The sequence below is a fragment of the Streptomyces sp. NBC_01268 genome, assembly GCF_036240795.1.
In the GTDB taxonomy this organism is placed as follows: domain Bacteria; phylum Actinomycetota; class Actinomycetes; order Streptomycetales; family Streptomycetaceae; genus Streptomyces.
In genome coordinates this window covers 853,300-873,305 of the sequence record NZ_CP108454.1, presented here as the reverse complement: position 1 = coordinate 873,305, position 20,006 = coordinate 853,300, and the positions used below count along the sequence as shown (strand labels likewise).

Sequence of the window (20,006 nt, the reverse complement as noted above, 5' to 3'; positions counted from 1 at the left end):
TCCTGGGGGAGAGGGGGAGGGGGGGAGGGGTAGGGGGTGGCAGGGGTAAGTGGGCTGGAACGGAGGTCAGTTGATGCGGATGAGTCGGGCCTTGAGGACGGCGAGCAGGCCGCCGTCGACGGTGACGTCCGCGGTGCCGGCCACCCGCACCGTCCGACCGCCGACACGGACGCCCGCCGTGGCGTCGATGTCCACCTCGCGGCCGGTCACCTTCACCGTGCCCTGCCGCGCGTCCAGGGTGATGCCGTCGCGGTCCAGCAGGACGGAGCTCACCGGACGGTTCCGCCCGGCGTACACGGTGACCTCGATCCGGTCCCGCCGGTCGTCGAGCCGCACCTCCAGCCGCTCGTCCCCGGTCACCAGGCGCAGCCCCGAAGGTCCGGGCGCCGGGGCGTCCAGCAGCTCCACGCGATGGCCCGAACGGGACACCACCGAGCGCCGGTTGACCTTGCCGCTGGTCCGGTCGATCAGCGGCACGTCGTGCGGCGACGGCTCGTCGACGCCGTTGTAGAGGCCGCCGATGACGTACGGACTGTCCAGCAGGCCCTGCTCGAATCCGACCAGCACCTCGTCGTTCACCTCCGGGCTCACCACCCCGCCGCCGCCCTTGCCGCCCCACTGCACGGTGCGCACCCAGTCCGTGACGTACGTGTCGTCCAGCCAGGGGAAGCGCAGCCGCACCGCTCCGCGCTGCGAGCCGTTCGGCTCCCGCACGTCCGTCACCACGCCGATCGCCAGACCCGGGATGCGCGGCCCGCGCCCCGGGGCGTTGGCGCCCGTCACCAGACCGGTCAGCGAACGGTCCGCGCTCGCACTGACCCAGACGGTCGTGCGGTAGCCGCCGTGCGGCTCCAGGACGTGCTGCACGGCCGTCGCCGTGTACCGGCCGGAGAACGCCGGACCCACGTTGCCCAGCGCCACCGCCTTGCCCGCGCGGAGCAGCGGATTGCCCTCGGCCACCGCCTCCAACTCGCCGTAGCCCGCGCTGATCTGCGCCGCCGTCGCCCCCGCCACCGCCGTCGTCTCCGCCTGGGTGCGGTACGGCGTGTCGGTCACCGTCACGGTCGCCGCCCCGAACCGCGCGGCGGCCTGCGGGCCGAGCCCCGGCACCACCGTGTCGCTCACCACCGACGCCTTCTCCGCCACCAGCGGCCGCTTGGTGGTCACGTCCCAGCCGCGCACCCGCACCTGCGCCGCCCCGTCGGCCGCCGACAGCGACGCCCGCAGCGCCAGCAGGTTGCGCCCGTACTCCAGGACCATCGGGTGGCGCGTCGCCGACGTCGACGGGGCGGGCGCGCCCGAGGCCTTCACCGGCCGGGTGAACTGCAGCAGGCCCTTGTCGTCCACCCGCACCTGGGCGCCGCTCTCGGCGGCCAGGAACTGCAGGAAGTCCCAGTCGGACACGTTCGCCTGGGACAGCTGCCGGTACGTGACGGGCGCCGCCTCCACCTTCCCCACCGCGAGCCCCGCCCCGGCCGCCACCTTGCGCACGATGGCCGCCGCCGTCATGTTCCGGAACGCCACGACCTTGCGGCCCCGTTGCAGCCGGTGTGCCTTGGAGTACGCGCGGACGACCGTGAACGAACCCGTCCGGTCCCGGTCCAGCTCCAGGGCCGTCACCTCGCCCTGGAACAGGCGCTCCCGCGCCGGCCCCTTCACCGTCACCACCGACACCTTCAACGGGCTGCCGATCGTGATGCCGGTGGAGCGGAGGAACTCGTGGTCGGGGTCGCGGTACGTGAGCACCGCCGTGTCGGGCAGCGCCACGTTCTCGTCGACCACACAGCTCACCAACTGTGCGGCCCAGACCGCCGGCAGCTCACCCGGGGCCTCCACGATGGGATCGGCCGCGAACGACCGGCCCCCGGCGTCGGACGCGCTCATCGCCCCTCCTCCTCGTCGTCGTCCGCGTCCCGCATCCCCGGCACCACCAGCTCGGTTCCCGGCACCAGCGCCATCGGATCGTCGATCCCGTTCGCCTCCGCGATGACCCGCCAGGCCGTCGCGTCGCCGTACTCGTGCCACGCCAGCATCGCCAGGCTGTCGCCCGCCACCACGGTGTGCGTGCTGCGCGCGGTGCGCGCCCCCGACGTCGGGTTCTGGCCGGGCGGGTCGACGCTCGCCTCCTCGATGGACAGCGCGCAGGTGGCCCGCAACGGCTTCCCGTCCACGTCGAACAGCGTGTACGTCACCGACAGGCTCGACAGCACCCCGTCGAACGACGTCGTCCGCGCGTTGCCCCACTCGAAGCGCACCCACGGACTCGCCGGCTTCTTGCGGCCGAGACTGGCCGGTGTCGGCACACACGCCTTCATCAGCTTCTCCACCGCCTGCTCCACCGAGTTGTCGTGCGTCGCGGTGGCGTCCAGGAAGACCTCCAGGCTGAGCGCGCGCGGCCCGCTGCCCACGAACTCCGGCAGCGCCGACTGCCCGGCCATCCGGGACGGCGACCGCCGCCACTCGGTGGTCTTGCGCAGCTCCAGCGACGACGGGTTGAACTGGAGGTCCAGCCGCGCGATCGTCCCGCCGGGCTTCGTCCCGACGGAGGCGGGCGGCTCCTTCAGGGTGAGCTGGGCCCTGGCGCGACTGGCGCGAGCCGATGCGGGCATGGTGGGGGACTCCCTTCCGGGGCGGACGTGGGGCGGGGGCGAGGGCGGAACCAGGTGCGGTGTGGGCGGCGGGAGCGGGGGCGGCGGCCGGGTGCTCAGGAGGGCAGCAGGCCCGCGTGGGCTATCTCCAAGGTCTCCACCGCCGCCTCCGAGTGGGCCGGATCGAACGAGGGCCCCTGCCACCGCACCGGCACGATCCCGAAGACCTGCCAGCTGATGATCCGGCTCAGATCGGGCCGCAGCGCCACGATCTCGCCGTCCTTCGGCTCGACCCTGCGCAGCGTCTCGTCCAGCCAGCGCCCGATCTTCGCCGTGTCCGCGGTCACCGGCCGGGTGAGCGTGATGTTCGACCAGGTGACGCGCCCCGGTAGCTGCCAGGTGAAACCGTTGTTGCCGCCCTCGGCGTAGCTCTCCATCTCGACCTCGGCCCCCATGCCCGAGCACGTGTGGAACGCGCCCAGGTCGTTGCCGCCGATCGCCAGCCGGAAGAACACGCTGGTCGCGAAGATGCTGTCGGTCATCGGTCCGCCGTCCGTTTCTCGTTCGTCCGTCTGCTCAGCGACGCCCGTCGAAGGGCCTGCCCGCGCGTTCGCGCCCGCGCCGCAACTCGGTGCGCAGCAGGCGCGCGACCGGATCGATCAGCCGCCGTGCCAGATCGTCCAGCTCGGTGTCCGATCCCTGCGGCGCCGTCTCACGGGCCTTGCCGCTCCTGGCCGCGGCCGCGGCCGCCTGGACCGGGCGCGCGGCGCCGGGCGGCGGGTCCGGTTCGGCGCCGCCCGTGGCGCGTTGCACGGGTGCGGGCCGCGCCACGGGAACCGGGCGGCTCGGGGGCGCGCCGCCCTTCCCCGCGGGCGCCGGGGCCGGGGGGACCGCGAGGGGAGGCGGCTGGGGGCCGGTCACGGGGAGGGGCGTACGGTACGGGCCCGGGCCGCTGCCGGCGGAGACCGGCGTACGGGCGGAGCTCGGCCCGCTCGGCGCCGCCCGCGGCCGGTCCGTCGCGCGCTGTACCGGTGGTGCGGACGCGGGCGGAGGGTCGGGCCAGCGCGCGGGGACCACGGGACCGGGAGTCGTCGGGTCCTCGCGGGACGCGGCCGACGCCCCGGTGTCACCGGCATCCAGCCCCGGAGACAACTGGCGGGCCGACAGCAGCCGCAGGACGGGCGTGGGGGTCACGAGGCGGCCGCCGTCGCTGCCGTGGCCGCGGTCGGTGACGGGCCCGGGGACGACGAGGGGCACCGCACCGGAGGTCGCTCCCGCGTCCGGTCCTGCGGCACGCTGCACGAGCGGGGGTGCGGCGGACGGGGAGACGCCAGGCGGCTTCGGTGCGGTGGTGGGCACGGCGGGGCCCCCGCCCTCTCCCGACAGCGGCGCGTGCGGCGTCCGCTGCGCGGAGGTGCGCCGCACGTCAGCGGGGGAACCGGTGCGCACCACGCGGGACCCGGACGGCGGGGCGGCGGGCAGTGCCGCACTCGGCGGCAGTGCGGACAGGGGAGCTCCGAGGCCGCTCCGTACGCGAGGCTCGGGCCCGGGCGGGGAGTCGGTCGCGGGGCTCGCCGAGTCCTTCCGGCGTGTGCCGGACGGGGCCGGGGCATCGGCGGCTTCCTCGGCCCGGCGCTGCACCACGGGCATCGTCGGACCGGGCGCCGCGCCGCCGTCCGCCGGCTCGGCGGTGGGCGGCAGTCCGGCCAGGGGCGCGCCGAGCGAGGTCCGGCTCGCCCGCCGGGCGACGGGTGTGGCCGGGGGCGCGGAGACGGCGGGCCGGGTGTCCGGGGGCGCGTCGGACGCGGAGGCGGCCGGGGGAGCCACCGCGGTCACACGGCGCCTGGGCATCAAGGGACTTCGGGCGACGATCGGGGCCGGTCCGATGGCGCGGGGGCGCACCACGACGTGAGGGGCGCCGGTGGGGCCGTGCGGTGGGTGGGGGACGGGACCCTGGGAGCTGGCGTCTCCGGTGCGCGCAGGGGCGCCGGACGCGGCCCTCTGGGTCGCCCTCTCGGCGGGCATGGAGGATGCACCGGAGGCGGTGGAGGCGCCCGGGATCCGTGCGGCGGGGGTGGTCGGAGGGCGGGTGGTCCGCGGGCCGGCCGTGGCGGAAGGCTGAGGGGGCGGGGCGCTGGAGTCGGTGGAGCGGCCTGGGACCCGTGGGGCGGAGGAGGGGGAAGGGCTGGGTGTCCTTACGCCCGCCCCGTCGCCGGGGCCGGGGTTCCGGGCCCCGGACGCCGTTGACGCACGTGAGCCCCGTGCGCCGCCGGACGCCGTCCGCTGCACGGTCTCCTCCGCCGTCGCCCCGGGGACGACGGCGATGCGTCGTATCAGCGGAAAGTGCGGGAGCACCGGATCCGGGGTCGGCGCGGGACGAGCCGTGCCCGCGCCGCCCGCCGACTCGGCCCGCCGCACGGCGGCCCCCAGGCCGTCCGGCGCGAGCAGCCCCCGGCTTCCGGGCGCGCTGCCGGGCCCGCCCGCGTCCGACGACTCCGCAAGGGGCCGGGCCGCGCCGCGCGCCGCGGGACCGGGCACGGGCGCTCGTCCCGACGCGTCCGACCTCGCCTGGACCCGCTCCGGCGGGCCCGCCTTCCCGGCGGGCCGGACCCGGCCGCCGTCCCGGCCCGCTGACGGGGACCGGGTCTCGCCGTGCCGGCCCGCTGACGGGGACCGGGTCTCGCCGTGCCGGCCCGAGGGCGAGGATCCAGCGGCTTCTCCCGCTCCCGAGGCCGGAGTTCGGGACTCTGCCCCCTGCGCCGATGCCGGGCCGGCCGTCTCCCCGCCCCGCCGGGAAGACGGGCTGCGGGTCTCCCCGCCCCGTCCCGACGGCGGGGTACCGGTCTCTCCTCCCCGCCCCGAGGGCAGGGGCCGAGCCGCTCGCCCCTGCTCCGAAGACGGGCCGCGTGTCTCTCCGCCCCGTCCCGAAGGCGAGGCGGGCGCCTCCCGATCCGGCGCGCCCCGCCCGCCCGCGCCTTCGGTGACGGCCCGCGCCACCAGCGGTCCGGGCGGCCCGTCGACGGCGCTCCGCGGTACGGGGTCGGCGGTCGGCGCCACGGCAGCGGTGGCGGCGACGGCATCCGAGGCAGCCGCACCCGTCAGCGGCGCCTCGGGCGCCGCCGACGCTCCGCCCGGACCGGTCGTCGCGGCGCGCTGCACCGTGCCCGGCCCCGTCGCGGGAGCCGTGCGCTCGGGGGCGGGCTCCCGGGTCGGTTCCGGCGACGGGGCCTCGGGCTCCGTCCCGTACGGGCTGAGGGCGCGCAGCAGGAGGGGGCCGCCGGTGCTGTGGGCCGGTGGGGTGGTGGTGGCGGGGCCGGTCACTCCGCGGACCAGGCCGGGCGGGGCGGTGGGGGTCAGGGCGTGGGCGAGACCGGTGTCGAAGGTCGGGTTCTGCCAGGCGGCGAGGCCGTCGCGGAAGACGAGGCCGTCGCTGACGGCGAGCGGGGCCCGGGAGACGGTCAGCCGGGGGCTCGTCGTCATGCGCCAGCCGCCGTCCCAGTTCCCGGGCACACCGGAGTCCGGTGCGGCGGCGCCCCGGGGGGCCGCCGGGCCCGGTGCCGGGGGCTCCGTGGGAGCCGTGCCCCGGGCGGGCGCGGCGGCGTGCCGCCGCAGCCTGTCCCGCCATGTCATGCTCTCAACCGCCTTCGTTCACACGGGTGTTGATGTGGGCGATCTCGGTGACCCAGTCCTGGCGTTCGCGATGGGTCAGGTCGAGGATCTCGTCGCGCCCCCAGTGGAAGTGGTAGGCGATGTACGCGATCTCCTCCCGGAGCCGGGGGAGGGCGTACGTCACGATTCCCCCAGGCGCCCACCGGAGAGGTCGACCTCGAAGCCGCCCTCGCAGTGCGGGCAGGTGACGGCCGCGCGGGTGTGGCCCTCGCTGTTGACGCGCCGGTAGAAGTCCTGGAGGAACGCGACGTCGGTCGCGTACATCCGCTCGACGATCCCCGCGTGCACGTCGGTGAGCGTGCCGAGTCGGGTGATCACCTGGCTGAGCAGCACCACGCTCAGGTACGCGGGGTTCTCCTTGACCCGCAGGTCGATCTGGGGCCGCAGTTCGTCCCGCGCGGTGGCCAGCCGCATCGCGCCGTGCCGGTGCAGGGTGCCGTCCTCGTCCACGTACCCGCGGGGCAGTTCGAACTCGAAATCGGTGCGCAGTCCGTGGTCCTGCCGCGGCGCCGGTGCGGCGGCTGCGGGGGTCGGCTGCTCGGGGGCCGTGGCGGGCGCGGTGGCCTGGAGGATCTCCTCCAGGCTGCCCGCCGTCACCGTGCGACGCCTCATTCGACGATGATCTCCTCGAACACGATGGTCACGGTCTCGGTGGCCCCGGACGACTCGCCGGCCTTCAGCGAGGGGCCCTCCCACTTGGAGGCCCAGCCCTGCATCAGCTGGATGCGCCGGACGGTCGAGCCCGTGCTGTCCTTGATCTCGATGGTGATGTTCTGCCGGGCGGCGTCGACGGCCCCGTTGTTCAGGGTCTCCTTGATCCACTTGGTGAACTCGCTGCTCTTGTCGAGTCCCCGGGTGATCGTGATCTCGCCGGCCTGCCGGGCGCCGGGCTGCTTGCGGATGATCTGCTTGCCCGTCGAGCTGACCTGGCGGACCTCGACGACCTCCTCCTCGACGCTCAGCCCGCTGATCTCCTGGATCGACTCGACCAGGTAGCCGCCCAGCTGCACGCCGAACACGTGGGTGGAAAGAGCATCGCCCTCTGCCATGACCGTCTACACCTCTCTCGTTTGGCTCTCTGTCCTGCTGTTCGTCACTCGTCGACGAGGCTGGTGCTGTCCGAGAACTGGGCCAGCCGGAACACCACGAACTCGGCCGGCTTGACGGGTGCGACGCCGACCTCGCAGATCACCCGGCCCTGGTCGATCGACTCCTGCGGGTTGTTGTCCCGGTCGCACTTGACGTAGAACGCCTCCGCCGCCGTCCTGCCGAACAGGGCGCCCCGGCGCCACTCCTCGGTGAGGAACGCCGTGACGTTGCGCCGGATGCTGGACCACAGCCGGTCGTCGTTCGGCTCGAACACCACCCACTGGGTGCCCAACAGGATGGACTCCTCCAGGTAGTTGAAGAGGCGGCGCACGTTCAGATAGCGCCAGGCCGGGTCGGAGGAGAGGGTACGGGCACCCCAGATCCGGATTCCGCGGCCGGGGAACGCGCGCACGCAGTTCACGCCGATCGGGTTGAGCAGGTCCTGCTCGCCCTTGCTGAGCTTCAGTTCCAGGTCCACGACGCCGCGGATCACCTCGTTGGCGGGTGCCTTGTGCACGCCGCGCTCGGCGTCGCTGCGCGCCCACACGCCGGCGATGTGCCCGCTCGGCGGGACGGTCGTGTTGCGCCCGGCCGCGGGGTCGAAGACCCGCACCCACGGGTAGTAGAGCGTGGCGTGGCGCGAGTCGTAGCCCGCCTCGTCGTTGCGCCAGCGGCGCACCTGCTGGGCGGAGAGACCGGGGGGCGTGTCCAGGACGGCCACCCGGTCGCCCATCTGCTCGCAGTGCGCGATCACCGCGAGCTGCACCGTGCGCACGCCCTCGGCGTCGATGTCGCCGCGCTCGTAGGCGCTCATCAGGTCCGGCACCGCCACCATCGTGATCTCGTCGATGGTCTCCAGGCCGGCGAAGCCGGTGCGCGCGTCCGCGTCGCCGACGTACTCGGCCGGGTCGAGGCGGGCCGCCGCGTCGCCCTGCCCGGCGGGGGCCGGCGCGGGGGCGGCCGGCGCGTCGGGCAGCGCGACCGTCTGCGCGGCGGGCCGGTTCTGGGTGGCCTCGCGCTGTTCGCCGACCTCGATGAGCCGCGAGCCGCGGGCCTGGGTGACGAAGTACCCCTTGACGCTCTTGCGGGTGGACACGTCGAAGGTCTCGGCCACCTGGTCGCCCTGGCGGACCAGGACCCGGAAGCGGTCCTCGGGCGGGTTCTCGCCCTCCACGTCGGCGATCTCGACGGACACGCCCGTCACACCGGGCCGGGCCGCCACGAGGAAGCCGCCGAGCTCGACCGGCCGGGCCGCCGGGAGCTCCTGCGGTCCGGAGGGGGACCCTCCGGCACCGTCCGGCACGGACCCGCCGATCCGCACGACGTACGCGGCGCCGCCGCCGTTGGCGAAGTACCCGTGGACCGCGAGGGGCAGATAGGCGCCCGCGGTGAACCCGCCGAACGACTGGGTGTACTGCTCCCAGCTGGTGACCAGGGTCGGCTCGTGGAAGGGCCCGTTCTGGGCGAACCCGAGAAACGCGGCGACGGCGGTGCCGACCCCTTCGATCGGGCGAGCACCGGACTGCACCTCCTCCACGTACACGCCCGGGGTGAGGTACGTCGGCATGCTCGCTCCTTCGGTCGGCTTCTGTCGGCCACGGGTGGCGCCGCGCGGTGATCGGCTTCGCCCAGCCTTTCCGGCGGGCGTCGGCGGCGGCAGGGGCACACGGACCTGGCCGGGGGCACCCGCGCTGCCCTCCCCGGGCGTCCCCGGCAGCCGGGGAGGATCACGCGTGCGCGACCCGGGACAGGTACGGTCCGAACTCGCCCTCCAGGACGAGACGGCCCAGCTTGCGGTACTCCTGGGCGACGGCCGACACCAGCTGGACCATGGTCAGTGGCGCGTCGGCGGCCGCGGCGGCGTAGGCGGCGGTGACCGCGCAGGCCCGGATCGAACCGCCGGCCAGCTCGAACCGGTCCGCGCAGAAGGCGGGATCGAGGTCGTCCGCCCGGGGCAGGCGTCCGCCCAGGCACCGTTCCCACAGGGCAAGCCGCTGGGCGGCGTCGGGCACCGGGAAGTCCGCGATCACGTCCAGGCGGCGTGTGAACGCCTCGTCCAGGTTGGCGCGGAGATTGGTGGTCAGGACGGCGATGCCGTCGAAGGACTCCATCCGCTGGAGCAGGTACGCCGATTCGATGTTGGCGTGCCGGTCGTGGGCGTCCTTCACCTCCGCGCGCTTGCCGAAGATCGCGTCGGCCTCGTCGAACAGCAGGACCGCGTTGACGGCCGCAGCCTCCGTGAAGATCCGCTCCAGGTTCTTCTCGGTCTCGCCGACGTACTTGTCGACCACCGTGGACAGGTCCACCACGTACAGGTCCATGCCCAGATCGGCCGCCACGACCTCGGCGGACATGGTCTTGCCGGTGCCGGAGGGACCGGCGAACAGCGCGATCACCCCGCGCCCGCGGCCGCCGCCGGGGCGCATGCCCCACCGGCCGAGCACCTGGTCGCGGTGGCGGGCCCGCACCGCGAGCTCCCTCAACTGCCGGTGCGTGGCCGCCGGCAGGACCAGGTCGTCCCAGCCCACCGCGGGCTCCACCCGGCGGGCCAGCCGGGCGAGTCCCGCGCCGTTCTGGGCCCGCGCGGCCGCGCGCAGGTCGTCCGGCGACACCGGCCGGCCGTCCAGCGCGGCCGTGCGCACCGCGGCACCGGCGGCGCGGCGCAGCTGCCCGGCGTCGAGGCGGTGCGCCGCCACGGACCGCGCGAGCGCGTCGGCGTCGCCCGCGGTGCCGCCGGGCGCCGCGCCGTCCGCCTCCCCGGGCCGCCGCGCGTACGTCGTGCCCGGCCCCGTCCCGTACGCCGCCCCGTCCCGCCCCGCCTCGTACCGCGCGGCGGCCCGCTCCAAGGCGTCCCGCCAACGGGCCGCCTGGCGTTCGGGGGAGGGCGCCGCCACGGTCAGGGTGACGGGGGTGTCACCGGCCCAGGCGGGCTCCCAGCCGCTCGTGCCGTACGTGAACAGGGGGACGCCGCGCAGCTCCGCGCAGAGCGCGCGCAGGACGCGGGCCCGTTCGGCGGGGTTGTCGGGCAGCTCCTCCAACGGCCCGAGGAGCACTCCGGCATCGGCGAGGCGGGCCTCGCGGGCGAGGGTCCGGGCGAGCGCGGGCACCGTGCCGACGGCCCGGCCGAGGGCCGTGGCGTCCAGTGACAGCGAGCCGAGACCGCGGGCGCGCAGCGCGGCCGCGGCGAGCCCCGCCGGGTCGCCCCCGCGGGAGCGGAGGTGGACGTGGCCGTGGCCCGACGCGGCGACCGCCCGGTCCCGTTCGGCGGGATCGGCGGCCGGGTCCTCGGGGGCCCGGCCGAGGACGTCGGCGAGCAGCGGGTCGGGCGACAGGTCGCCGAGCAGGTGCGCGGTGACCCGGTCGGGCACGGTCAGGACGCGGGACAGCGGCGGCCGTTCGGGCTCCGCGACCTCGATCAGGCCCCCGGCGACGAGCGGCGCGGCGGGGGAGAGCCGGAACCGGGCGGCCGGGACCCCGGTGCGCCCGCACAGGTCGAGCGCGAGCCCGACGGTGGGCCGGCGGCGCGTCAGGTCGTCGTTGAGGTAGCCGTAGAGCTGCTCGAACCGGGCGTCCAGGTCCGGGGCCAGGGCCATCAGGAGCAGGTCCAGGTCCAGCGGCGCGAGCCCGAAGCGGCCGGCCAGGACGCCGAGCGGCGAGCCGGGCGGCGGGAGGTCGGCCGCGAGCGCCGGGAGGACGGGGTCGTACGGCGGGTCGAGGACCCGGGCGACGGCCTCCGGCGTCAGGTACTGCCCGCGGTAGGGGTCGTCCGGGTCGGGATCGACGGCCAGCCGCCGCGCCACGGCCCGCCGCACCCGCTCCTCGACGACCCGCAGCCGGCCCCACAGATACGGGGGAGGGGCGGACCCGGGGGACCCGGCGGACCCGGCGGGGCCGGGGGCGGGGGGCGGCTCTTGGGCGTCGACGGGTGCGGGTTCCCGCGCCCCGTCCAGGTCGGGAGCCGGTTCCTGCGCCCCGGTCCGGCCGGAAGCCGGTTCCTGGGTCGTGGTGGGGACGGTGCTGGTCACGGCTGGCGTTCTCCTCGGCGACGGCGTGCGGGGGCGGGCCGGCGGTCCCGGGTGCCGCCGAAGCCCTCGTCCGGCCCGGGCGCGTCCACCTCGGTGTAGCGCAGGCGGCGGGTGTCCTCGGCGGCCGGGCCGGAGCGCGGTGCCGCACGTACGACGAGGCCTTCGGTGACCGGTGGCGCCGCGACCCGGCTGATGCCGGCCAGCGGGGCCCGGACCCGGACTCCGATCGACGGCTTCAGCTCGCCGCCGAGCGCCGACCAGACGTCGGACGCCGAGGGGGTGTCGGGGCCGGTGGCTCCCGTGTCCAGGGGTACGTGCAGGCCGAGTTCGGCGAGCGTCCCGCCGAGCAGACGGGCCGGCAGGTCGTCGCGGGCCGTGAGGCAGACGAGGACCTGGGAGAGCAGCCGGTGCTCGTCCTCGGGGCGGCCCGCCCACGCGGAGACCAGGTACGTCAGCTCGAACCAGCGCGGCGGGCTGCGGCGCGCGACGACGAACCCCTCCTCGTCGTGGACCTCGCCCGCGCCGCTGCCGCGCCGGGCGTGGTCCTCGCGGATGTCGTACAGGAAGACGCAGACCGTGGGCGTGCTGCGGCGCGCGGCCCAGTCGCGGGTCGGCGCGTCGAACGCGACGTCGACGCCCGCCGCCTCCAGGCCGGACTCCGCGAGGAGGCGGCGCAGCGCCTCGTCGACCTCGTGGATCATCGGCGGGTCACCACGTCGGGCGGCTGCACCGTGCCGCTGACCACGAGGAAGTCGGTGCGCACCGGGCCGAATCCCGGCCCGCTCGCGGTGATCTCCCGGGGTCCGGTCCGGTCCTTGGCCAGGATCAGCAGCTGTCCGATGAACGTGCCGTCCGGGCCGGGCACGGTCGGCGCCGCCGCGGCGGTGATGCCCGGCCGCCAGGTGAACCGTACGGGCGCGCCGGGCGGGAAGTCCCTGCCGCGCACCGAGGTGACGAAGCCGGGCTTGCCGATCGGGGGTACCGCGACGATGCGCGGCTGGAGGACGCGGACGCGCTGTCGGGCGGTGTTGTCGCGGAGGTCGGCGTCCGTGCCGGTGGTGGTGAGCACCCCGGTGACCCGGGCCGTGAAGGCGCGGTCGGGGCTGAGGACGACCTGGAGGACGGCGCGGGCGCCCGGCGCGAGGTCCGGCAGTGCGCAGGTCCAGCCGCTGTCGCAGCCGGGCGGCGGTCCGTTGTGGGGGACGCCGGGCGGCAGGCCGATGCGCAGCCTGAGGCCGGTCGCGAGCGCGGCGCGCCCGTTGCGGACCGTGTACGTCACGACGACGCGCCCGCCCACGTATCCCGGTCGGGGCTGTGCGGTGATGCGGACGCCGGGCCCGGCCCGTGGCGCGGGCGGTTCGGGCGGCGGTGGGGGCGTCGGGGTCGGCGTCGGCGGCGCGGACGATGTCGGCGGGACGGTCGGCGTCGACGGCGACGGCGTGGGCGGCGCGGCCTCGCGCACCGGCACGACCGTGCGGCCCGCGTTGTCGCTCGGTCGGGGGTCGAGCACGGCGCCGGTCACCGACCAGTCCACGGGCTGGTCGCCGGGCACGGACCCGGTGAACGTGACGTCCACCGGGACGCTGCCGCCCGGCGGCACGATGCCCAGGGCGCAGGTCAGCGCGGCCGCGTCGCAGGCGGCGCCGGGCGCGGTGAGCGCGGTGACGGTGAGGCCCAAGGGGGGTGCGAGGGTCAGCCGGGTGCCGGGCGAGGCCGCGGGGCCGGCGTTGGCGACCTCGACCCGTACGATCCCGGGCACGCCGACGGTCAGCGGCGGGACGGTGTCGGGCGCCCGCACGGCGAGGTCGACGGACTGCTGCACGGCGGGTTCCTTCTGACGGCCCGGGAGGTCGGCGGTCAGCGGGGTGAGCGCACCGGTCGCGACGTCCACCAGGTGCAGCTTCTCCGGGCTGTTCGGGGCCGATGCGGCCCGGGCGCTGATCACCAGGCTCCTGCCGTCGGCGGTCCAGGCCGCGTCGCGCGGCTGATGGGGCCCGGTGGCCGTGGTGTCGGGCAGCTCGCGGTGGCAGGCCCCCGGCACGTCGCGGGCGGCGTCGGGCAGCAGCACGCGGCAGCCGCCGTCGAACGCGGCGCCGTTCAGGGGAGCGAGCAGGAGGCCGTTGCGCTCGTCGACCCGGCCGCCGCCGTTCTTCCGGTTGAAGACGACGAGGGTGCCGTCCGGCGAGAACGCCGGGCTGTCGTCGATGACCTCGCAGCCGTCGGGGCACATGGCGGCGCTCAGGTCGCGCTGCCGGTCGAGCCGGTCGACGGGCACGGTCCAGACGTGCTTGTTGCCGCCGTTGCCGGCGATGACCTGGTTGCGGGTGAACGCCAGCGTCGTGCCGTCGGACGACCAGGTGGGCTGGGCGTCGCCACCCCGCGCCTGCCCGGTCGGCGGGACGATCTCCCCGCGGAGCGCCCCGGTCGCGACGTCGGCGATCAGGATGCGTCCGGGTCCCGAGGCGTCGCCGACCCCGCCGGGGGACGTGCGGGTGAAGGCGAGGAGCCTGCCGTCGGGGGAGAACGTCGGGTCGGTGTCCCAGTCGCGGGGGCCGCGCCCGGCGAGCGGCAGCACCGCCTCGTTCGTGCCGTCGGCGTCCGCCGTCCAGATCCGTTCGATCCGGCCGGCGTCGCGGGGGCCCTCGAAACGGGTGAAGACGATCCGGCGCCCGTCGGGGGTGTAGTTCTGCCGCTCGGTCCACGGGTCGAACCCGGTGGCGGGCCGGAACAGCGGATCCCGCGTCGGATCGGTCTCGGTGTCGGCGGCCGGGTCCTCGTTCAGGACGGCGCGGCCGAGGTCGCGGGGATCGGCGCCGTCCGACCGTACGTCCTGGAGCGTCACCTCGTGCGGATCGGCCGCCGTGATCCGCTCGACCACGGTGCCGCCGCCGTCGGGCGGGCCGAGCCAGGTCGGCGAGCCGACCTCGCGGTTCTCGCTGAGCACCACCTCGGGCGTGGCGTCCGTGCGGGCGGTCACGCGGAAGACGTGGTCCCAGTCGCCCTCGCAGTTGCAGGTGCGGTCGGGGCTGAGGAACAGCACCCTGTCCCCGTCGGGCATCCACGATGCCCCGTGGGTCCGCCACTGCGCAGGGGTGCCGGCGAACAGCGCCCCGCCGGTGCGCCCGTCGGTCCACCGCAGCCGTGGAACGCCGTCGCCGGTCGCGGTGTAGGCGATCAGCTCCCGGTGCGCGGCGTCGTCCACCGGGTTCCACACGGGCTCCGTGGCGGTCCCCTGGGAGGGGTCGCTCACCAGGGTGGCGGCGCCGCCCTCCAGGGGACGGACGTAGACCTGACGCCCGAGGACCGGGTCGGCGTCACTGGCGTACGCGAGCCGCCCGCCGTCCGGCGAGACGGTGGGGTGCTCCTCGTCGGCGGCGGTGTCGGTCAGCCGGCCGAGACCGGTCCCGTCGGTGCCCACCCGCCACAGGTCGCGCTGCCCGCCGCCGGCCGGGGCGGCGTCGAAGACCACGGCGCGCCCGTCCGGGGTGAGCCGGGGGTTCGCCGCGTCGAGGCCGCTGGTCAGCCGGGCGACCGAGCCGTCCGCGGCGCGCAGGTAGATCTGCGGGGTCTTCTCGTCGCGGCGGCCGGCGAACACCAGCCGGTCGCCCAGCGCGGCCGGCTGCACGTCCAGATGGGTCGGGCCCTCGCCGAACAGCGGGGCGCTGGTGGTGTCGCTCGTCACCCGGCCCAGACTGCGGTGCCGCGTCCCCGCGTACGCGACGCGGACGTCACCGGCGTCGGCGGCCCGTGGGCCCGCCTCGGCCTTGTCGGGGGCGGAGGCCGCGGTCACCGCGAGCAGGGGGACCAGCAGCAGCATGGGCGCGCCGACCCTCCCCCAGCGGTGCCGCCGGCCACCGGAGCCGCCCGTGCTCATCACGGTCCACCTCACAGTCGGGTGCAGCAGGGTCTGTACGACCCGCCACCCTGCCCGCCGGACGGCGCCGCCCGGCAGGGCCCCCGGGGCCGCACCCGGGGGAAGGGGCGGGTGCGCTTTGGGGCAGTCCCGGGGGGCCGGTGCGGCCGGAACCGCCGCCCGCACCGGCCCGCGCACCGGGCCGGTCAGATCAGGCCGTTGCGCAGGGCGTAGCCGACCGCGTGGGTGCGGTTGCGCAGTTCGAGCCGGGTGATGACCTCGTGCAGGACGTTCTTGACGGTCCGTTCCGAGTACGAGGTCGTGCGGGCGATCTCGGCGGTGTCCAGGCCCTCCGACACGAGGCGCAGCATGTCCGCCTCGCGCTGGGTCAGCGTGGAGAGCGACGAGGCGTGCGGGTCGAGTGCGGAGCGCTGCAGGCTGCCGACGTGGCTGAGCAGCTTGGCCAGCAGGTCGCCGGGGAGCACGCCCTCGCCGTTCGCCATCGCCAGGACCAGCCGCAACAGGCGGTCCTGGTCGGCCTCGGCGCGCCGCAGCACCGCGGTCACCCCGCAGTCGATGGCCCGCTGCAGCGCGTCGCCGGACTCGAAGGTGCCGACCACGAGCCCGGTGCGGGTACGGGAGTTGTGCCGCAGCCGGCGTAACAGCGCGGCGGTCTCGTCGTCCACGCTGTCCACCGTCACCAGCGAGACGTGGGCCTCGGCGGCGCGGGCCCCGTCGAGGAGCTCGATCTCGGGGCGCTGGCGGAGCTGGTGCACGACCCCGACGTGCAGGATCGGGTCCGAGGCGTACACGGCCACGGTGATCCGCCGGTCGGCGAGGCCGGAGGGCGACCGGGGGGCGGGCGGGGTCTGTATGAGGTCCGGGGGACCGGGGGCGTCGTGGGTGCGGGGAGCGTCCTGGTCCCGGGCGGCGCCCTGGTTCCGGGCGGAGTGCCGGGCGGGCATGGTGAGGGGTCCGGTGCCGGACGCGGTGACGGGTCCGCTGTGCTGAGCTCGGCTCATGAGTCGCTACCTGTTCGGTTTCGGTGAGACGTGCGTGGAGAGGAGGAGGGAGAGTGACGGGTCGTGGAAGGAGAGGTACGGGCGGGGTGCGGGAGTGCGGGAGGCGCACCGGCCGCGGCGCCGACGGGGCGCCCCTTTCAGGCACCGCGGCTGCCCGGGGCGTTGCCCTCGCATCCGTGGAGCCCCCGGGGGCTTCGGCCTAGCGTCGTCGGGGTGACGTCCTCAGCTGCCTCTTCCAGCGCTGGCGCGCCCGGTCTCGACATCCCACGGGTGTCGGTCGTTCCCGGCGGCACAGCGACCACCAGCCTCACCGTCCGCAATGACGGCGACATCGTCGAGGCGTACCACCTGGAGGTCGTCGGCGACTGTGCCGCCTGGGCGACGGTGGAACCCGAACGGGTGTCCCTCTACCCGGGCACCGCCGAGACGGTGACGATCCGTCTGGAGCCCCCGCGCTCGCCGCAGGTGCGGGCCGGAGACGTGCCGCTCGCGGTGCGTGTGCTGCCGACCGAGCACCCCGAGGCGGTGCGGGTGCCGGAGACCGTCGTGCACGTCGAGGAGTTCCGGGAGCTGCGCACCGCTCTCGCCCCCGGCCGCAGGCGCGGTTGGCTGCGCGGCCGCTACCGGCTCGCGGTCCGCAACGAGGGCAACGCGCCCGTGCGGGTGGCCTTCACGGCCGGGCAGCAGGGCGAGGAGCTGAAGTTCGACTTCCGGCCCACGGCGCAGGACCTGGAACCCGGCGAGTCGGCGGAGGCGGGGCTGCGCGTCAGGGCCGGCCGGCCGGTGTGGTTCGGGACGCCGACGACGTGGCCGTTCACGGTGGCGGCGACCGAGACCCGGGACGGTGCGGAGCCGCCGGACCCGGCGCTCGTCCGGCCGCCGGTGGACGCCGAGTTCGTCCAGATCCCGATCTTCCCGCGCTGGCTGCTCGTACTCCTCGCGGCCCTCCTCGCGCTGCTGATCGCCTGGTTCGCGCTGGTCCGCCCGGCCGTCCGCAGCGCCGCCGAGGAGGCCGCCGACGAGGTGGTCCAGAAGCGTCCCGCGCCCACCGCCGAACCGAGCGTCCGGCCGCCGGGGACGGGTGACGGCAAGCAGCCCGGCGGTACGGGCGACAAGCCCGGAACGGGCGGCGACGGCGGGACCGGGACCGGGCCGGGGACGTCCGGCGGCCAGCAGGGCTCCGCCACCATCGACCTGGAGACGGGCGCCGGCGAGACCGCGACCGGCACCTACACCGTGCCGAAGGGGAAGGCGTTCGGGATCACGGACATCGTCGTGGCCAACTTCCAGGGCGACGAGGGCGTCATGACCATCGGCTTCGGCGATCGCAAGATCACGACGATCGCCCTGGAGACGTTCCGCAACCAGGACTACCACTGGGTCACCCCCATCAGGATCAACGAGAGTCAGACCGTGACCATCCAGGTGACCTGCGCGAAGCCGGGCACCCCGGCCACGGGCCGTCGAGCGCAGAAGTGCCACGAGGTCCTCAACGTGAGCGGTGTGCTCAGCGACCTGAGGTGAACCGGCGACGCGGCCCATCCTCGGGCATCTTTGCGTCCGCGCAATGTCGCCCTGTTTCCGCTGTCCGGAAAATGTATCCACCACGCGATGGCCGGACGTCCGGATTGTCCGGTTCGCGCGCGGGTCATAAAGGGACGGATCGGCGGACTTCGGTCCGCCGATCCGCGTTTCGCCCGGGCTTCAGGAAGACCGGTATAGAGCGCTCTCAGAACAGGTGCGAAGCCCTGGGGTGTTCTCCCCGGGGTCGCCGGCACCTCAATGGCCCGGGGGTCACGGGCTGTCGGGACCGGGGCCGGTGCGGCGCCGGCTGGTGTCGCCGGCCTCCCCCCGGTCGTGCCGGTACGCCTCCTCGGCCCAGCGCGCCAGGTCGTGCAGCTCGGTCCTCAGCTGGTCCCAGGTCTTCATCTGGCTGCCCATGGTGCGGATCTCGAAGGGGACCATCACGGCGCCCTCCTCCTCGTGCGGGTCGATCTGGTTCATGCCGCCGAAGACCCGCTGCTGGAACACCTTCGGAGTCCCCTTGATCGCCGATCGGGCGAAGGCGAGGAGGGACACCGGACCGCCCTCGACGTCCCGGGTGGCCCTGTCCTTGAACGCCAGCTTCGTGCCCTCCCCGGAGTCCTCCTGGTACCGGGCGAGCAGGTTGAGGACGTCATCGGCCCGCTTGTTCAGAAAGCCCCTGAACTCGGTGTCGAGGAGCGCCCGCACGTCCGACAGCCTGGACCGGGACAGCACGGCCGTCAGGTTCTTGATCTGGCCGCGGTCCTCCTCCTCGGCGACGTAGTCCGCCACCGCGGCGACCTGCGTGAAGAACAACTGGCAGTAGCCGTCGAGCGCGTCCGTGTCCGGTTGCTGCTTGCGCTTCTTCGCGGCGCCCGCGTCACCCTCGTACATCTCCACGACCCCCGCGGCGAAGGCCTTCGCCTGGGTGAGCCGGAACCGGGCGCGCCGGTTGGGTGCCCCCGGCGCGTCGGGCGCGGCGGTCCTCAGGTGGTCGAAGAACAGCGGCATGCCCTTCAGCGGCACGCCGACGGAGTAGTGCACGAACAGGCCGTCGCCCAGGCCAGGTTGCCCGGAGTGCTCCGGGTAGGGGAGCTTCGGCGCGACGCGGGCCTCCGCGCCCTCGGTGAGGACCTCCAGCTCCAGCGGCAGCTCCGCCAGGAGCGTCTTGTCATCGGCCCCGTAGAACGCCTCCCGTACGGTGCGGATCTCGTCGACCAGCCGGTCGAGCCGCTCGTTCCCCGCCTCGTTCATCGAGCCGACGACCCTGACCGCCCCGGTCACGAACTCGATGTTCGAGTACCCGCGCCTGTTGTTCAGGGTGCGCTTGTCGGAGACGACCTTGAAGTCCTCCTTGGTGCTCTTGGCCAGGTCGGTGTCGCCCTCGTACATGTGTCCCCGGGCGTCCTCCACGGGGAGGCTGATCTCCGTCTCGAAGCCGAGCATCCGCTGCACGGGTGCGTCCGGGCGCGCGCCCGGAGTCGTGGCCCGCTGTGCCGCCGGGGCGTCGGGAGCCGGGCCGGGTGCGGACCGGGGCCGCGGCCCGGCCATGACCCGGGTGGCGTTGGCCTCGGCGGCCCGCTCGAAGGCGTCGGACGGGTCGGAGAGCGACAGGCCCGCACCGTTGTCCGTGCCGGGGACGGGACCGCCGCGCTGCTGGATGACGTGTGTCAGCTCGTGCGCGAGGGTGTGCTTGTCACCGCCGCCGGCCCCGATGACCACGTCCCGCCCCGAGGTGTAGGCCCGGGCCCCGATCTCGGCCGCGGAGCGCTGGGCCGTCGCACCGGTGTGGACCCGTACGTCGGAGAAGTCCGCGCCGAGCCGCTCCTCCATCTCCGCCCGCAGCGGCTCCCCGAGGGGCCGCCCTGGGCGGCGGAGCACGTCGTGGACGAGGGAGCGGCGCCCGGACGGCTCCTGCTCCCGCCTCCCGCCGCCCTCCTGCTCCCGCCGCACGGCGCGCGCCACGGCCGCGTTGCCGATGCGCGCCTGCAACGCGGCGGCGTTCGCGGGGGAGACGGCACCCCGGGCCGGTCCGGTGGCGGTCAGCGGCTCCCTGGCCGTCGTGCCCGTGCGGGCGTTCCCGAGCGGCCGGTCGTCGGACGTGGCCTCCCGGCCTTTGGCTTTCGCGCGCACGAGCTGCCTCCCGGTGGACGGTCACGGTCACGGCTCCTGCCCCGATGCTCCCGCGCGCCGCCCCGCCCGCCCAGTCCCGGGAGGGCAGACCGGGGTCCCTCGT

The 20,006-nt window shown here is 75.5% G+C and carries 14 protein-coding genes; 1 reads left to right on the top strand and 13 read right to left on the bottom strand.

Going from position 1 to position 20,006, the window contains the following annotated elements:
* Window positions 1-66 precede the first annotated feature (66 nt).
* From OG309_RS03685 to OG309_RS03630, 12 genes are all read right to left on the bottom strand, one after another.
* Complete coding sequence (locus OG309_RS03685) at window positions 67-1,884, bottom strand: VgrG-related protein (RefSeq protein WP_329418257.1); 1,818 nt, start codon at window positions 1,882-1,884, stop codon at window positions 67-69.
* Complete coding sequence (locus OG309_RS03680) at window positions 1,881-2,609, bottom strand: CIS tube protein (protein WP_329418256.1); 729 nt, start codon at window positions 2,607-2,609, stop codon at window positions 1,881-1,883. The genes OG309_RS03685 and OG309_RS03680 overlap by 4 nt, the downstream gene beginning before the upstream one ends.
* A 95-nt stretch (window positions 2,610-2,704) precedes the next feature.
* Window positions 2,705-3,130: a phage tail protein gene (locus OG309_RS03675; RefSeq protein WP_329418255.1), complete on the bottom strand. Its 426-nt coding sequence runs from the start codon at window positions 3,128-3,130 to the stop codon at window positions 2,705-2,707.
* A 34-nt stretch (window positions 3,131-3,164) separates the two neighbouring features.
* Window positions 3,165-4,439 carry a hypothetical protein gene (locus OG309_RS03670; protein WP_329418254.1) on the bottom strand — a complete coding sequence of 425 codons (1,275 nt, stop codon included), beginning with the start codon at window positions 4,437-4,439 and terminating at the stop codon, window positions 3,165-3,167.
* Between the two features lie 1,783 nt (window positions 4,440-6,222).
* The gene (locus OG309_RS03665) at window positions 6,223-6,381 is read right to left on the bottom strand and encodes a DUF6760 family protein (protein ID WP_329418253.1); all 159 of its coding nucleotides are present in this window, start codon (window positions 6,379-6,381) and stop codon (window positions 6,223-6,225) included.
* Entirely contained in the window at window positions 6,378-6,869 is a 492-nt protein-coding gene (locus OG309_RS03660; RefSeq protein WP_329418252.1) for a hypothetical protein, read from the bottom strand. The genes OG309_RS03665 and OG309_RS03660 overlap by 4 nt, the downstream gene beginning before the upstream one ends.
* Entirely contained in the window at window positions 6,866-7,306 is a 441-nt protein-coding gene (locus OG309_RS03655) for a phage tail protein (protein WP_329418251.1), read from the bottom strand. Before OG309_RS03655 ends, OG309_RS03660 begins: the two co-directional genes overlap by 4 nt.
* Before the next feature lie 44 nt (window positions 7,307-7,350).
* Complete coding sequence (locus tag OG309_RS03650) at window positions 7,351-8,913, bottom strand: phage tail sheath family protein (RefSeq protein WP_329418250.1); 1,563 nt, start codon at window positions 8,911-8,913, stop codon at window positions 7,351-7,353.
* 160 nt (window positions 8,914-9,073) lie between these two features.
* Window positions 9,074-11,191, bottom strand: coding sequence for an ATP-binding protein (locus tag OG309_RS03645; protein WP_329428109.1), 2,118 nt, complete (start codon window positions 11,189-11,191; stop codon window positions 9,074-9,076).
* Window positions 11,192-11,367: 176 nt separating this feature from the next.
* The gene (locus OG309_RS03640) at window positions 11,368-12,072 is read right to left on the bottom strand and encodes a DUF4255 domain-containing protein (RefSeq protein WP_329418249.1); all 705 of its coding nucleotides are present in this window, start codon (window positions 12,070-12,072) and stop codon (window positions 11,368-11,370) included.
* Complete coding sequence (locus tag OG309_RS03635) at window positions 12,069-15,245, bottom strand: hypothetical protein (protein WP_329418248.1); 3,177 nt, start codon at window positions 15,243-15,245, stop codon at window positions 12,069-12,071. Before OG309_RS03635 ends, OG309_RS03640 begins: the two co-directional genes overlap by 4 nt.
* Window positions 15,246-15,430: 185 nt before the next feature.
* On the bottom strand, window positions 15,431-16,246 hold the full coding sequence (locus OG309_RS03630; RefSeq protein ID WP_329418247.1) for a helix-turn-helix transcriptional regulator: 816 nt from the start codon (window positions 16,244-16,246) through the stop codon (window positions 15,431-15,433).
* A 213-nt stretch (window positions 16,247-16,459) separates the two neighbouring features.
* On the opposite strand from OG309_RS03630, the gene OG309_RS03625 reads away from it, so the two are divergent.
* Window positions 16,460-17,770: a COG1470 family protein gene (locus tag OG309_RS03625; protein WP_329418246.1), complete on the top strand. Its 1,311-nt coding sequence runs from the start codon at window positions 16,460-16,462 to the stop codon at window positions 17,768-17,770.
* A gap of 270 nt (window positions 17,771-18,040) precedes the next feature.
* On the opposite strand, the gene OG309_RS03620 is transcribed toward OG309_RS03625, so the two are convergent.
* On the bottom strand, window positions 18,041-19,903 hold the full coding sequence (locus OG309_RS03620) for an eCIS core domain-containing protein (protein ID WP_443067534.1): 1,863 nt from the start codon (window positions 19,901-19,903) through the stop codon (window positions 18,041-18,043).
* Between the last annotated feature and the right edge of the window lie 103 nt (window positions 19,904-20,006).